Source organism: Pseudomonas sp. RIT411 (assembly GCF_003057735.2).
GTDB lineage: Bacteria > Pseudomonadota > Gammaproteobacteria > Pseudomonadales > Pseudomonadaceae > Chryseomonas > Chryseomonas oryzihabitans.
In genome coordinates this window covers 30,505-44,471 of the sequence record NZ_QBIZ02000004.1, presented here as the reverse complement: position 1 = coordinate 44,471, position 13,967 = coordinate 30,505, and the positions used below count along the sequence as shown (strand labels likewise).

Here is a 13,967-nt window from a genome sequence, read left to right as displayed (position 1 = left end):
CTGGCGGGGCGCCTGCGTCCTGCAGGCGCTGTGCTATCTTAACCGGATCATTCGCGGGTGCGCGCAGGCCTCGATTGGCCGCGTAATGCCCGTTCTAGAAGGTTTGAGAACGGAAAGGCTATATGCAGCGGCTCCATCGTAAACGCATCGTGCTGGGCGTCGGAGGTGGCATCGCCGCTTACAAGAGCGCCGAGCTGGTGCGCCGACTCAAGGATCAGGGCGCCGAAGTGCGGGTGGTGCTGACCCGCGGCGGTCGCGAATTCATCACGCCGCTGACCCTGCAGGCACTGTCGGGTCTGCCGGTGCATCTGGATCTGCTGGACCCGGCCGCCGAAGCGGCCATGGGGCATATCGAGCTGGCCCGCTGGGCCGATCTGGTGCTGGTCGCGCCGGCCACCGCCGATGTCATGGCGCGCCTGGCCCAGGGCGTGGCGGATGATCTGCTCACGACGATCGTGTTGGCCACCGATGCCCGGGTCGCCCTGGCACCGGCCATGAATCAGGCCATGTGGCGCGATCCGGCCACCCAGGCCAATGCCGAGCTCTTGCGCAGCCGTGGCATCAAGCTGTTCGGCCCGGCCAGCGGCAGTCAGGCCTGTGGCGACGTCGGCCCCGGCCGGATGCTGGAGGCCACCGACCTTGCCCAGCTCGCCGCCGACTGCTTCCAGCGCCTCGACCTGACCGGTCGCCATGTGGTCATCACCGCGGGGCCGACCCAGGAAAACATCGATCCGGTGCGCTACATCACCAACCACAGCTCCGGCCGCATGGGCTTCGCCCTGGCGGAAGCGGCGGCGGAGGCGGGCGCGCGCGTCAGCCTGGTGAGCGGCCCGGTGCATCTGCCGACCCCCGATCGCGTCGAGCGCATCGACGTGATCAGCGCTCGCGACATGCTGGCCGCCTGTGAGGCGCTGATGCCCTGCGACGTGCTCATCGCCTCGGCGGCAGTGGCGGACTATCGCCCCGAGGTCATCGCGCCGCACAAGCTGAAGAAGGACCCCACCCGCGGTGACGGTCTCCTGCTGGAGCTGGTGCGCAACCCGGACATCCTCGCCACCCTGGCGGGGCGTCCGGATCGGCCCTTCAGCGTCGGCTTCGCTGCGGAAACCCAGAATCTGCTGGAGTACGCCCAGCGCAAGCTGCGCGACAAGAATCTCGACCTCATCGTCGCCAACGACGTGGCCAATCCAGCCATCGGCTTCAACAGCGAAGACAACGCGGTCACCGTGATCGACCGTGGCCTGCACGAGATCCGCTTCGAGCAGACCAGCAAGGGCAAGATCGCCCGGCAGCTCATCGCCCTGATTTCCACCCACCTGAAAGACACCACCCAGAACCATGCATAGCCTTCAAGCCAAGATCCTCGACCCGCGCCTGGGGCGCGATTTCCCGCTGCCGTCCTACGCCACTCCCGGCTCGGCCGGCCTCGACCTGCGCGCCATGCTGCAGGAGGATCTGGTGCTGGAACCGGGGCAGACCGTGCTGATCCCCACCGGGCTCGCCATCCATGTGGCCGATCCATCGCTGGCGGCGCTGATCCTGCCGCGCTCGGGCCTGGGCCATAAGCACGGCATCGTGCTGGGCAATCTGGTCGGCCTGATCGACTCGGACTACCAGGGCGAGCTGATGGTGTCCTGCTGGAATCGCGGCCAGACCACCTTCACCGTGAGCGTGGGCGAACGTATCGCCCAGCTGATGCTCGTACCTGTGGTCCAGGCGCACTTCGATATCGTCGACAGCTTTACCGAGACCGAGCGGGGCGCGGGCGGCTTCGGCCACTCCGGTACCCGCTGACGCCAGACACGCAAGGCGCGCCGTGACATAAAGGAGAAGAACGGCATGGCAAGGGGCAAGAACGACAAGGATGTGCGCAAGGCGGCCCCGCGGGTCGCTGGCTTGCCCGGCATGGGCGCGGGACTGCTGCTGGCGCTCGCCGGCCTGCTGCTGGCCGCGCTGCTGCTGTGGTTCCTGGTGTTGCAGCCGCAGGGCGCGCGCAATCAGGAGCAGCAGGCGGACCAGGCGCTGCAGGCGCAGGCGACCTCCCTCAATCAGCTGCTGGTCGGCCTGACCCGCCGGCTGCAGGGTGTCGCCGGGGATGCCCTGGTGTTGCAGGCCCTGCAGGGCGACGATCCGGCGGCGCGCGCGGCGGCGGAAAGCCAGCTGCGCGAGCGCCTCGGCGTGGTCGACGTGCTGGTGGTGCCGGCCGGCATGCGCCAGATCGAAGACGATCGCCCCGGCCCGCTCAACTATGCCGCCCTCGATCTGCTCAAGCGCCTGGAAAGCGGCCAGCGGACCCCGCCGGAAGCCTATCGGCTGGGCGATCGCTGGCTGGTCTACAGCGCCCAGCCCATCCGCCGCGGCGATCAGCTGCTTGGCAGCGCCGTGCTGGTGGAAGAACTCCCGGCCGTCTTGCAGGGCTGGGCCACGCCACCGGCGAACGTCGGCCAGTGGCGCCTGCTGCAGCAATTTCCAGGTGGCAGCGTGCAGGTGCTGGCCAGTGGCGGCAGCCCGGGCGATCCGGCGCTGATGCGGCGGCTCGCCACCGGCAGCCCGCTCTGGACGCTGGAGTTGGCACCCGCCGCCGAGGCCGGCGCAGATACACCGCTGGGCATCCCCCTGGTGGCGCTGCTGCTGGCGCTGTTTGGCGTGCTGGCGGGCTTTTGGCTGTTTTCCCGGGAGCTGTCACGCCGGCTCCGTGACGACGTCCGCAGTCTGACGGCCTATGCCGAGGAACTAGAAGCCAATCAGATAGCCAAAAGCCCGACTTTGCGCCTGGCGGTAATGGAACCCGTGGCCAAGTCGACGGCCCGATTGGCCAGCCGATCGGCCGGGTCGTCGCCGGACCTGTACGCCACCGCTCCCAGCGATGCGGTGGCCAAGACCCTGGCGGAGTTTGCCGACAGAGGCCGCTCGCAGCAGAGCGAGCCGCTGTTCCAGACCACCGACATCCTCGATATCAGTATCCTCGACGAAGACCAGGATCTCCTGGGATTGGAGAAACCCCCGATGAGCACTACCCCGCAAGCCCCCCAACTCAACGCCAGCATCTTCCGCGCCTACGACATCCGTGGCGTGGTGGGTGACTCCCTGACCGCCGAAGCCGCCTACTGGATCGGGCGCGCCATCGGCTCGGAGAGCCTGGCACGTGGCGAGCCCAACGTGGCCGTCGGCCGTGACGGCCGCCTGTCCGGCCCCGAGCTGGTCGCCCAACTGATCAAGGGCGTGGCCGACAGCGGCGCCAATGTCAGCGATGTCGGCATGGTGCCGACCCCGGTGCTCTACTACGCCGCCAACGTGCTCGAAGGCAAGTCCGGCGTCATGCTGACCGGCAGCCACAATCCGCCGGACTACAACGGCTTCAAGATCGTCATCGCTGGCGAGACCCTGGCCAACGAATCCATCCAGCGTCTGCGCGAGCGCATCGAGACCGGTGACGTGGCCAGCGGCCAGGGCCAGATCAAGCAGGTCGACGTGCTCAAGAGCTACGCCGACTACATCCGCAACGACGTGGTGCTGGCCAAGAAGCTCAAGGTGGTGGTGGACGCCGGCAACGGTGTCGCCGCGGTCAACGCGCCCCAGCTGATCGAGTCCCTGGGCTGCGAGGTCATCCCGCTGTTCTGCGAGGTGGACGGCAACTTCCCCAACCACCACCCGGATCCGGGCAAGCCCGAGAACCTGGAAGACCTGATCGCCAAGGTCAAGGAAACCGGTGCCGACCTGGGCCTGGCCTTTGACGGCGACGGCGACCGCGTCGGCGTGGTGACCAACGAAGGCAAGATTATCTATCCCGACCAGCTGCTGATGCTGTTCGCCAAGGACGTGGTCTCCCGCAACCCGGGCGCCGACATCATCTTCGACGTCAAGTGCACCCGCCGCCTGAACAACCTCATCGCCGGCTACGGCGGTCGTCCCATCATGTGGAAGACCGGCCACTCGCTGATCAAGAAGAAGATGAAGGAAACCGGCGCTCTGCTGGCCGGCGAGATGAGCGGCCACGTGTTCTTCAAGGAGCGCTGGTTCGGTTTCGACGACGGCATCTACAGCGCCGTGCGCCTGCTGGAGATCCTCAGCCAGGAGAAGAACAGCGCCCAACAGGTGTTCGATACCTTCCCGGTAGACATCTCCACCCCGGAGATCAATATCCAGGTGACCGAAGAGAACAAGTTCGGCATCATCGAAACCCTGCAGCGCGACGCCCAGTGGGGCGATGCCCAGATCACCACCCTGGACGGCGTCCGCGTCGATTACCAGAACGGTTGGGGCCTGGTGCGTGCGTCCAACACCACGCCGGTGCTGGTGCTGCGCTTCGAGGCGGAAACCCTCGAAGAGCTGGAGCGCATCAAGACGGTGTTCCGCAAGCAGCTGCTGGCGGTACAGCCGGATCTGAATCTGCCGTTCTGACCTCGGGTCAGCGGTAGCACAGAGGGCGCCTAGGCGCCCTTTGTCTTTTCTATGTCGACCTTGAGAGGTGAGCCATGACCCTGAGCCGCGAGGATGCCTCGCACGTCGCCGAGGTGCTGTCCGAGGCGCTGCCCTATATCCGCCGGTTCGTCGGCAAGACGCTGGTGATCAAGTACGGCGGCAACGCCATGGAGAGCGACGAGCTCAAGGCCGGTTTCGCCCGTGACATCGTGCTGATGAAGGCGGTGGGCATCAACCCGGTGGTGGTGCACGGCGGCGGTCCGCAGATCGGCGACCTGCTCAAGCGCCTGTCCATCGAAAGCCACTTCATCGATGGCATGCGCGTCACCGACGCCCAGACCATGGACGTGGTGGAGATGGTGCTGGGCGGCCAGGTCAACAAGGACATCGTCAATCTGATCAACCGCCATGGCGGCAAGGCCATCGGCCTGACCGGCAAGGACGCGGGCCTGATCCGCGCCACCAAGCTCAAGGTCAGCCGGCAGACGCCAGAGATGACCAAGCCGGAGATCATCGACATTGGCCATGTGGGCGAGGTCACCGGGGTCAACACCGACCTGATCAACATGCTGGTGCGCGGCGACTTCATTCCGGTCATCGCGCCCATCGGTGTGGGTCCGGACGGCGAGTCCTACAACATCAACGCCGACCTGGTGGCGGGCAAGGTGGCCGAGGCACTCAAGGCCGAGAAGCTGATGCTGCTGACCAACATCGCTGGTCTGATGGACAAGCAGGGCCAGGTGCTCACCGGGCTGTCCACCGAGCAGGTCAATTCGCTGATCGCCGACGGCACCATCTACGGCGGCATGCTGCCAAAGATCCGCTGCGCGCTGGAAGCGGTGCAGGGCGGCGTGCAGAGCGCCCACATCATCGATGGCCGGGTGCCCAACGCGGTGCTGCTGGAAATCTTCACCGATGTCGGCGTCGGTACCCTGATCTCCAACCGCAAGCGCTGAGCGCTTTCGGTCGGACCAGGAACGGCGCCCCAGGGCGCCGTTTTCATTGGTGGACTGAACTCACTGCTCCCAGCTGGCCTTGGGCAGGGTCAGACCGTGCTGGCCGTTGTAGGCCGCCCGCTTGGGCGATTCCCAACCCTGCAGCAACGCCTCCTCGACCCGGTAGATCTCGACGCCCAACGGGCGACAGACCTTGAGCGGGTCCTCGGCGTCAGGACCCCACATCGCCAGGGACAGATCGCCGCCCGGGCAGGTGGACAGGGCGCAGAGCACGTCGATCTCGGCGAAGAATTCCAGGTAGTCGCCGGGCTTGGCCGGGCAGGCCTTCATGAAGTAGAGGTCGTCATGGTTGAGGCCGGTGCACTGGAAGATGTTCAGCACATCGTGGACATCGAATTCGGTGAGACCGTGGGGCAGCACCGCGCGGGTCAGATTCGAGTGGCAGTGGTGGTGGAAGTCCTCGCCGGTGAGCATCTTGTTGACGTAGGGATCGCAGCGGGTGCCGAGCAGGTCATGCAGACGGCCGCCGTGTTCGTCGATGCCGTAGCCGGCCAGGCTGTCGTCGGTGATGGTCAGCAGCGGACGCAGGAAGGGCAGGTTCGACCAGAGGCGGTCGTAGGTGCTGACGTGGGCGCCCTGCAGTTGCCGGGTGCGCGCGGCCCACATGCGCTCGCGTGGGTCCTCGGCGTTCCAGACGTTGAAGTCGCCCACCTGGGGACCGTGCGGGGTGGTGACGCGGAACAGATGGCCCGCCGGGACCTTCCAGGCGCGACCGGTGCGGATCGGGATCTCGAATTGCTCGATCAGGGTACGCGCGTCCTTGTCCTCGCGCAGGCGATCGTAGAAGGCCTGGTCGACCTGCAGGGCGGAACCCTGGGTGGACTGGTAGGCGGCGGGGTAGTCCTTGTACATGGGAGGTCTCCTCGGTCAGAGCGGCCTGGCTGCGCTCAGCAGATCCAGCAGCCGGTTTTCGGAATCGTCGAGATAGCTGGCCATTGCCTCGGCCGCCGCCTGGCGCTGTCCGGCGGCGAGCAGGTCGTGGATCTGGCGGTCACGGATGATCCAGGGCCGCTGGAAGTGCTCCTCGTCGGGCGCGAGGGAAAACAGCAGGCGTATCTGGGCGGCGACGGTGGCGAAGAATTCATCGAACAGCGGACTGCCCAGCAGGCCGACGATGTGCTGATGGAAATGCAGGCCGTGGGTGCCGAGGGCGCGCCAGTCTTCACGCGACTGCGCCAGTTCGGCGGCCTCCAGGGCGTCCAGCATCCGATCGGACTGGTATTCGCGCAGCGGGCGGCTGGTGAGGATGGCCTGCAGTTCCAGGGTGCGGCGCACGGTAAAGAGGTCGCGCACCTCGGCCAGGCCCAGGCGCCGCACCATCACCCCCTTGTGCCGCACATAGGTGGCCAGGCCCTCGCGATCCAGCTGGTGCAGGGCTTCGCGAATGGTGTTGCGCGAGGCGTTGTAGGCCTTGACCAGTTCAGCCTCGACCAGCGCCGTACCGGGTAGCAGGCGACCGCCGATGATGTCTTCGCGCATTTCCAGCAGCAGCTGAGCCCCCAGGGACAGCGCGCCTGCGTCTTTGCCGCTCATAGGTCTTCACGCCCGATTGTTCAACAATGCGTAGAAAATCGAACTGCACGGTACGTGCCAGAATATGGCGTGAAGAGGCGGCAACCTTGTCGTGCCGCCCAGCAGGCCATCGGCGGAGGGGACCGTCGGCAGTGCACGCAGAAGGGCTAGCGATCCGTGGCCTGAGCCGCTTCCAGTCGCTGCATGCGCGCACGATCGGCGTCGAAGGCGGCGCTGGTGCTGGTGCGCAATTCGGCGTAGCGCTGCAGATCGGCCTGCAGACGCACCTGATCGGCCGCCGCGGCGTCGAGGCGGGCCTGGAGGTCCGCCGGCAGCGCCTGGCCGTTGCGCTGCTGCACCGCCGCCTGCTCCATCAACTGGCTCTGCAGCTGGCGTGCGGCCTCAAGGTTAGCCTTCTTGATCTGCATCAGGCCATCGAGCTCCGTCAGCTTGCGCGCCTTGGCGCGATCGACGTCCTCGACATTGCTGTAGAGCTTGCGCAACTGGCCATCGACGACCGCCTGCTGGCGCTCGCGCGCCTGGCGATCGAGTTCCGCGGCGGGCAGCGCCGGCGCGACCTTGCGGATCACCCGGCCCTGCTCGTTGAGCACGTCATAGCCCTTGCCAGCGTATTCCGGCGGCACGCCCTGGCGGTCGATGACCAGGGTGCCGTTGCGGTCCAGATAGCGGTACAGCTCGGCCGCCTGGCCGGTCAGCGGCAGGGCGATGAGCAACAGGCTGGCAGCGGCGCGACGTACGACCATGGCCGTCTCTCCTGGGGCTAGATGCCGTATTGAGCGCGATAGTCCTGGACGGCGGGGAGGTGACGCTTGAGCTCGGCGTCCTCGGCCAGGTATTCGAGCACCTGATCCAGCGCCACGATGCTGAGCACCGGAATGCCGTAGTCGCGCTCGACTTCCTGGATGGCCGACAATTCGCCGCGGCCACGCTCCTGGCGGTTCAGGGCGATGAGCACCCCGGCCGCACTGGCGCCCTGGCCCTCGATGATCTGCATGACCTCACGGATGGCGGTGCCGGCGGTGATGACGTCATCGATGATCAGCGCCCGGCCGGTCAGGGGCGCGCCCACCAGCAGGCCGCCTTCGCCGTGGTCCTTGGCTTCCTTGCGGTTGAAGCACCAGGGCACGTCGCGGCCGTGGTGCTCGACCAGGGCCACCGCCGTGGCCGCGGCCAGAGGGATGCCCTTGTAGGCCGGGCCGAAGAGCACATCGAAGGGCAGGTTGGCCTGCACCAGCGCATCGGCATAGCAACGGCCGAGCTGAGCCAGGGCCGCACCGCTGTGGAACAGGCCGGCGTTGAAGAAATAGGGGCTGATACGACCCGATTTCAGGGTGAATTCACCAAAGCGCAGAACTCCGCGCTCGATGGCGAAACGAATGAAATTACGCTGATACGCCTGCATATAAGTCCTTGCGCGGCTTGTATTTAGCTAAACCGGTTTAGCTCGGGTATCATACATCCACGATTTTTTGGGGGCCATTTATGCGGATCATCAGCTTGAACGTCAATGGTATTCAGGACGCTGTGGAGCGGGGCCTGTTGCCCTGGCTTAAGGCGCAGAATGCCGACGTGATCTGCTTGCAGGATACGCGCGCCTCTTCTTACGACATGGACGATCCGGCCTATGCGCTGGAGGGTTACATCCTCTATGCCTGCGACGCCGAAGTGCCGTCCCAGGGCGGGGTCGCGCTCTATACGCGGGTCCAGCCGAAGGCGGTGATCAGCGGCCTGGGCTTCGAGTCCTGCGATCGCTTCGGTCGCTACCTGCAGGCGGACTTCGACAAGGTCAGCATCGCCAGCCTGCTGCTGCCCTCCGGCAAGCGCGGTGACGAAGACCTGAACATGAAATTCAAGTTCATGGACGACTTCACCCACTACCTGAACAAGCAGCGCCGCAAGCGTCGCGAGTACATCTATTGCGGCTCGCTGTACGTGGCGCACCAGAAGCAGGACGTGAAGAACTGGCGCGACTGCCAGCAGATCCCCGGTTTCCTGGCGCCCGAGCGGGCCTGGATGGACGAGGTGATCGGCAACATGGGCTATGTGGATGCCCTGCGCGAAGTGAGCCGCGAAGGCGACCAGTTCAGCTGGTGGCCGGACAGCGACCAGGCCGAGCACCTCAACCTGGGCTGGCGCTTCGACTACAACATCCTGACCCCGGGTCTGCGCCGCTTCGTCCGCTCGGCGCGCCTGCCGCGGCAACCGCGCTTCTCCGAGCACGCGCCGCTGATCGTCGACTACGACTGGACCCTGAGCATCTGATCCAGACGCTGCTCCGAAACGAAAAAACCAGCCCGCGGGCTGGTTTTTTGTTGGGCGACTATTTCACCAGGATCACTGGCAGCGGCACCTGATGGACCACGCGATGGGCCACCGAGCCGAGCAGTAGGCCGCTGAGCGAGCCCAGGCCGCGGGTGCCCATGACCACGGTGTCTACCTGCAGGCGCCGCGCCGTCTCGCCGATGGTCTCGGCGATGCCGCCGAAGCCCACGTGGGTCTGGGCCTCGATACCGGCTTCGAGCAGGGCCGGGCGCGCCCGGACCAGGATGTCTTCGGCCTTGTCCTGCAGGCTGCCGCGCCATTCGCGCAGGATGCGGTCGTCGAAGGGCGCGCCGTAGATTTCCGGCTCGTTCTGGACGTTGAGCAGGTGCAGCTCCAGCGACAGCCCGGCCTTCACCAGGTCGAGGATGTAGCGCAGGGCGTTGTCGGCGCTGGGGGAACCGTCGTAGGCGACCAGGACATTGTGCATGGGGCATCTCCACGAGAGGGGTATGCCTTCATGCTAGACCCTGGCTGTCAGGGACGCTTGATCCCAATCAAGCCCGCGGCCTCAATGCCCCACCCAGTTGCGCGCGCCCTTGGGAATCACCTCGGATTCGTCCAGCTTGCTGGCGAACATGCTCACGGCTTCCACGGCGTCGCTGGCGCCATCGCGGATCTGCACGATCACCGCACCGGCCTGGTCGGCCAGCTCGACGCCCTTGACCGCTCGACCCTGGGTGCTTTCCATGCTGGCGACCGCCTGCTGGGTCTCGCTCAGGATCCGCCCGATCATCTCGGCGATCTCCGCCGTGGCGCTGCTGGTGCGCCCCGCCAACTGGCGGACCTCGTCGGCGACCACGGCGAAGCCACGCCCCTGATCACCGGCGCGCGCGGCCTCGATGGCGGCGTTGAGCGCCAGCAGGTTGGTCTGGTCGGCGATGCCGCGGATGGTGTTGACGATGGCGGTGATCTGCTCGGAGCGCTGGCCCAGCTGGCCGATCACCTCGGCGGAGGCGCTGACGTTGTGGGCGATCTCGCGCATCTCGCCGGCGGCCGCCTGGATGATCCGGGTGCCGTGCTCGGCGACCTTCTCGGTCTCGGCGGAGATGTGATAGGCCCGCGAGGCGCTGCGGCTGTCGCTTTCGTGCTTTTCCACCCGCTCGCTGATGTCGCTGGCGTACTTGACCACCTTGTATAGCCGACCGGTAGCGTCGTACACCGGGTTGTAGCTCGCCTCCAACCAGACCACCCGGCCGTGCTTGCCCAGCCGCTTGAACTGGCCGCGAAAGAACTCGCCGGCATTGAGGCGGCGCCAGAAGTCGGCGTATTCACTGCTATTGACCAGGGCCGGCTCGCAGAACAGGCGATGCTGCTGGCCCTGGATCTCCTTGAGGCTGTAGCCCAGGGTGGCCAGGAAATTGTCGTTGGCCGTGAGGATGCGCCCGTCCAGGTTGAATTCGATGCGCGCCAGGGCGCGGTCCAAGGCCTTGAGGTTGCTCTGGGCTTCGCTGTCGCGCTCGACCTGGGCGGTGACGTCGAGGGCGTACTTCACCACCTTGGCGATCCTGCCGCTGCTGTCGGGCACCGGGTTGTAGCTGGCTTCCAGCCAGAGGGTACGGCCCTGGGCGTCCAGGCGGTGGAAGGTGCCGGAAACGAAATCGCCGCGCTTGAGGCGGGCCCAGAAATCGCCATAGTCGCGACCCTGCACCACGTTGGCCGGACAGAGCCGGCGATGGTGCTGACCGACCAGGGTGTCGGCACGATAGCCGGTCAGGCGGAGAAAGTTGTCGTTGGCACGCAGGACGGTACCGTCGGTATCGAACTCGATCACCGCCATGGACCGCTCCAGCGCCTGGGTCAGGCCCTGGTTGGCGTGCAACTCGGCCTCCAGCCGAGCGATGGTCTTCTTGTGGTGCGCATTGAACATGGCAGAACTCGCTGGCCGGGGGGGAGGTAGTCAGCCTATCGGCGCGGATCGGAGCGACTTGATGGCACCCGGCGAACGGCAGAACTCGGCCGTTGAGTGGCTGTCGCAAACGCGCCGGCCCGGGGCGTAAACAGGCATCTTGGGGTCTGGGGCCGGGCCTACCATCGCGGCCAAGGGGGTGGTTTTCACCGCCACAGACTTTAGGAGCGCCGCGATGTTCAGCAAGCAGGACCAAATCCAGGGCTACGATGATGCGTTGTTCGCCGCCATGGGCGAGGAAGCGCGGCGCCAGGAGCATCACCTGGAACTGATCGCGTCCGAAAACTACACCAGCCAGCGCGTCATGGAAGCCCAGGGCAGCGTGCTGACCAACAAGTACGCCGAAGGCTATCCGGGCAAGCGCTACTACGGTGGCTGCGAGCATGTCGACAAGGTCGAGCAGCTGGCCATCGAGCGCGCCAAGCAGCTGTTCGGCGCCGACTACGCCAACGTCCAGCCGCACTCCGGTTCCCAGGCCAACTCGGCTGTCTACCTGGCGCTGCTGCAGCCTGGCGACACCATCCTGGGCATGAGCCTGGCCCACGGCGGTCACCTGACCCACGGTGCCAAGGTCAGCTCCTCCGGCAAGCTCTACAACGCCGTACAGTACGGCATCGACACCGACACCGGGCTGATCGACTACGACGAGATCCAGCGTCTGGCCGAAGAGCACAAGCCCAAGATGATCGTGGCGGGTTTCTCCGCCTACTCCAAGACCCTGGACTTCCAGCGCTTCCGCGACATCGCCGATAGCGTGAGTGCCTACCTGTTCGTCGACATGGCCCACGTGGCCGGTCTGGTCGCCGCCGGGGTCTACCCGAACCCGGTGCCCTTCGCCGACGTGGTGACCACCACCACCCACAAGACCCTGCGCGGCCCCCGTGGCGGCCTGATCCTGTGCAAGGCCAACGCCGACATCGAGAAGAAGCTCAACGCCGCGGTGTTCCCAGGGGCTCAGGGCGGCCCGCTGATGCACGTCATCGCCGGCAAGGCGGTGTGCTTCAAGGAAGCCCTGGAGCCGGGCTTCAAGACCTATCAGCAGCAGGTGATCAGGAACGCCCAGGCCATGGCCGGCGTGTTCAAGGCCCGCGGCTTCGACGTGGTCTCCGGCGGCACCGACAACCACCTGTTCCTGGTCAGCCTGATCAAGCAGGGCATCACCGGCAAGGACGCGGACGCCGCCCTGGGGCGCGCCTGCATCACCGTGAACAAGAACGCCGTGCCCAACGATCCCCAGTCGCCCTTCGTGACCTCGGGTCTGCGCATCGGCACCCCGGCCCTGACCACCCGCGGCCTGGGCGTCAGCGAAAGCGAACGCGTCGCCGGCTGGATCTGCGACATCCTCGACCACCTCGGCGATGCCGATGTGGAAGCCCAGGTGGCGCGCCAGGTGGCCGCGCTGTGCCGCGACTACCCGGTTTACCGCTAGTCGCCACGCGCCTGACGCAACCCTTATCCAACCCCTTTCCCCCTTTGCGGAAAGGGGCGTCGTCTGCAGGAGTCTCCAGATGCAACGCTATTCCGGCTTCGGCCTCTTCAAGCACTCCCTGAGCCATCACGAGAACTGGCAGCGGATGTGGCGCACCCCGACGCCCAAGCCGGTGTACGACGTGGTCGTCGTCGGCGGTGGCGGTCACGGCCTGGCCACCGCCTACTACCTCGCCAAGCAATTCGGCGTGAAGAACGTCGCGGTGATCGAGAAAGGCTGGCTGGGCGGCGGCAACACCGCGCGCAACACCACCATCGTCCGCTCCAACTACCTGTGGGACGAATCGGCGCACCTCTATGAGCACGCCATGAAGCTGTGGGAGGGCCTGTCCCAGGACCTCAACTACAACGTCATGTTCTCCCAGCGCGGCGTCTACAACCTCTGCCACACCCTGCAGGACATGCGCGATTCCGAGCGCCGGGTCAGCGCCAACCGCTTGAACGGCGTGGACGGCGAACTGCTCGACACCCGCCAGGTGGCCGAGGAGATTCCCTACCTGGACTGCAGCAAGAACACCCGCTACCCGATCTTTGGTGCCACCGTGCAGCGCCGCGGCGGCGTGGCCCGTCACGATGCCGTGGCCTGGGGCTTCGCCCGCGCCGCCGACGCCCTGGGCGTCGACCTGATCCAGCAGACCGAGGTCACCGGCTTCCGCAAGCAGGACGGCAAGGTGATCGGCGTGGAAACCAACCGTGGCTTCATTGGCGCCCGCCGCGTCGGCGTGGTCACCGCCGGCAACTCCGGGCACATGGCCAAGCTGGCCGGCTTCCGCCTGCCGCTGGAATCCCACCCGCTGCAGGCACTGGTGTCCGAGCCGATCAAGCCCATCATCGACAGCGTCATCATGTCCAACGCGGTGCACGGCTACATCAGCCAGTCCGACAAGGGCGACCTGGTGATCGGCGCCGGTATCGACAGCTGGGTCGGCTACGGCCAGCGCGGCTCCTACCCGGTGATCGAGCACACCCTGCAGGCCATCGTCGAGATGTTCCCGATCCTCTCGCGGGTGCGCATGAACCGCCAGTGGGGCGGCATCGTCGACACCTCGCCCGACGCCTGCCCGATCATTTCCAAGACCCCGGTGGAAAATCTGTTCTTCAACTGTGGCTGGGGTACCGGCGGCTTCAAGGCCACCCCCGGCTCGGGCAACGTCTTCGCGGCGTCCCTGGCCTCCGGCGAGATGCATCCGCTGGCCAAGCCCTTCTCCATCGACCGTTTCCACACCGGCGCGCTGATCGACGAACACGGCGCAGCGGCCGTCGCGCACTAAGGAGCCCGA

General features: G+C 66.3%; 13 protein-coding genes. 7 read left to right on the top strand and 6 right to left on the bottom strand.

All coding sequences use genetic code 11. The annotated features are described in order from the left end of the window. Positions 1-122: 122 nt before the first annotated feature. The 4 genes from coaBC to argB all read left to right on the top strand — a co-directional run bounded on the left by coaBC (position 123) and on the right by argB (position 5,378). On the top strand, positions 123-1,346 hold the full coding sequence (coaBC, locus tag DBY63_RS07755; protein ID WP_077171190.1) for a bifunctional phosphopantothenoylcysteine decarboxylase/phosphopantothenate--cysteine ligase CoaBC: 1,224 nt from the start codon (positions 123-125) through the stop codon (positions 1,344-1,346). Then, on the top strand, positions 1,339-1,794 hold the full coding sequence (gene dut, locus DBY63_RS07750) for a dUTP diphosphatase (protein ID WP_044341301.1): 456 nt from the start codon (positions 1,339-1,341) through the stop codon (positions 1,792-1,794). Before coaBC ends, dut begins: the two co-directional genes overlap by 8 nt. A gap of 1,212 nt (positions 1,795-3,006) precedes the next feature. Further along, positions 3,007-4,401, top strand: a complete 1,395-nt coding sequence (gene algC, locus DBY63_RS25085; protein ID WP_197027426.1) for a phosphomannomutase/phosphoglucomutase — start codon at positions 3,007-3,009, stop codon at positions 4,399-4,401. Between the two features lie 74 nt (positions 4,402-4,475). Further along, positions 4,476-5,378, top strand: a complete 903-nt coding sequence (gene argB, locus DBY63_RS07740; RefSeq protein WP_007160051.1) for an acetylglutamate kinase — start codon at positions 4,476-4,478, stop codon at positions 5,376-5,378. A 60-nt stretch (positions 5,379-5,438) separates the two neighbouring features. On the opposite strand, the gene DBY63_RS07735 is transcribed toward argB, so the two are convergent. The 4 genes from DBY63_RS07735 to pyrE form a co-directional block, all read right to left on the bottom strand. Beyond that, positions 5,439-6,290: a DUF1989 domain-containing protein gene (locus DBY63_RS07735; RefSeq protein WP_027598633.1), complete on the bottom strand. Its 852-nt coding sequence runs from the start codon at positions 6,288-6,290 to the stop codon at positions 5,439-5,441. A gap of 15 nt (positions 6,291-6,305) precedes the next feature. Continuing rightward, entirely contained in the window at positions 6,306-6,971 is a 666-nt protein-coding gene (locus DBY63_RS07730) for a GntR family transcriptional regulator (RefSeq protein WP_027600434.1), read from the bottom strand. 146 nt (positions 6,972-7,117) lie between these two features. Further along, positions 7,118-7,714 carry a DUF4124 domain-containing protein gene (locus tag DBY63_RS07725; protein ID WP_108582757.1) on the bottom strand — a complete coding sequence of 199 codons (597 nt, stop codon included), beginning with the start codon at positions 7,712-7,714 and terminating at the stop codon, positions 7,118-7,120. Positions 7,715-7,731: 17 nt separating this feature from the next. Beyond that, positions 7,732-8,373 (bottom strand): orotate phosphoribosyltransferase, encoded by a 642-nt coding sequence (pyrE, locus tag DBY63_RS07720; protein WP_007160047.1) that lies wholly within the window; start codon positions 8,371-8,373, stop codon positions 7,732-7,734. 80 nt (positions 8,374-8,453) lie between these two features. Between pyrE and DBY63_RS07715 the strand changes: the two genes are divergently transcribed. Beyond that, entirely contained in the window at positions 8,454-9,233 is a 780-nt protein-coding gene (locus tag DBY63_RS07715; protein ID WP_007160046.1) for an exodeoxyribonuclease III, read from the top strand. Positions 9,234-9,291: 58 nt separating this feature from the next. On the opposite strand, the gene DBY63_RS07710 is transcribed toward DBY63_RS07715, so the two are convergent. Beyond that, positions 9,292-9,720, bottom strand: a complete 429-nt coding sequence (locus tag DBY63_RS07710) for a universal stress protein (protein WP_007160045.1) — start codon at positions 9,718-9,720, stop codon at positions 9,292-9,294. Between the two features lie 81 nt (positions 9,721-9,801). Beyond that, positions 9,802-11,160: a PAS domain-containing methyl-accepting chemotaxis protein gene (locus DBY63_RS07705; protein ID WP_108582758.1), complete on the bottom strand. Its 1,359-nt coding sequence runs from the start codon at positions 11,158-11,160 to the stop codon at positions 9,802-9,804. Positions 11,161-11,374: 214 nt separating this feature from the next. Between DBY63_RS07705 and glyA the strand changes: the two genes are divergently transcribed. After that, entirely contained in the window at positions 11,375-12,628 is a 1,254-nt protein-coding gene (glyA, locus tag DBY63_RS07700; RefSeq protein WP_108582759.1) for a serine hydroxymethyltransferase, read from the top strand. 79 nt (positions 12,629-12,707) lie between these two features. Beyond that, positions 12,708-13,958, top strand: a complete 1,251-nt coding sequence (locus DBY63_RS07695; protein WP_108582760.1) for a sarcosine oxidase subunit beta family protein — start codon at positions 12,708-12,710, stop codon at positions 13,956-13,958. The last annotated feature ends 9 nt before the right edge of the window (positions 13,959-13,967 follow it).

Coding starts and splice junctions, on each gene's coding strand:
- coaBC (WP_077171190.1), top strand. CDS start 123: ATGCAGCGGCTCCATCGTAAACGCATCGTGCTGGGCGTCGGAGGTGGC.
- dut (WP_044341301.1), top strand. CDS start 1,339: ATGCATAGCCTTCAAGCCAAGATCCTCGACCCGCGCCTGGGGCGCGAT.
- algC (WP_197027426.1), top strand. CDS start 3,007: ATGAGCACTACCCCGCAAGCCCCCCAACTCAACGCCAGCATCTTCCGC.
- argB (WP_007160051.1), top strand. CDS start 4,476: ATGACCCTGAGCCGCGAGGATGCCTCGCACGTCGCCGAGGTGCTGTCC.
- DBY63_RS07735 (WP_027598633.1), bottom strand. CDS start 6,290: ATGTACAAGGACTACCCCGCCGCCTACCAGTCCACCCAGGGTTCCGCC.
- DBY63_RS07730 (WP_027600434.1), bottom strand. CDS start 6,971: ATGAGCGGCAAAGACGCAGGCGCGCTGTCCCTGGGGGCTCAGCTGCTG.
- DBY63_RS07725 (WP_108582757.1), bottom strand. CDS start 7,714: ATGGTCGTACGTCGCGCCGCTGCCAGCCTGTTGCTCATCGCCCTGCCG.
- pyrE (WP_007160047.1), bottom strand. CDS start 8,373: ATGCAGGCGTATCAGCGTAATTTCATTCGTTTCGCCATCGAGCGCGGA.
- DBY63_RS07715 (WP_007160046.1), top strand. CDS start 8,454: ATGCGGATCATCAGCTTGAACGTCAATGGTATTCAGGACGCTGTGGAG.
- DBY63_RS07710 (WP_007160045.1), bottom strand. CDS start 9,720: ATGCACAATGTCCTGGTCGCCTACGACGGTTCCCCCAGCGCCGACAAC.
- DBY63_RS07705 (WP_108582758.1), bottom strand. CDS start 11,160: ATGTTCAATGCGCACCACAAGAAGACCATCGCTCGGCTGGAGGCCGAG.
- glyA (WP_108582759.1), top strand. CDS start 11,375: ATGTTCAGCAAGCAGGACCAAATCCAGGGCTACGATGATGCGTTGTTC.
- DBY63_RS07695 (WP_108582760.1), top strand. CDS start 12,708: ATGCAACGCTATTCCGGCTTCGGCCTCTTCAAGCACTCCCTGAGCCAT.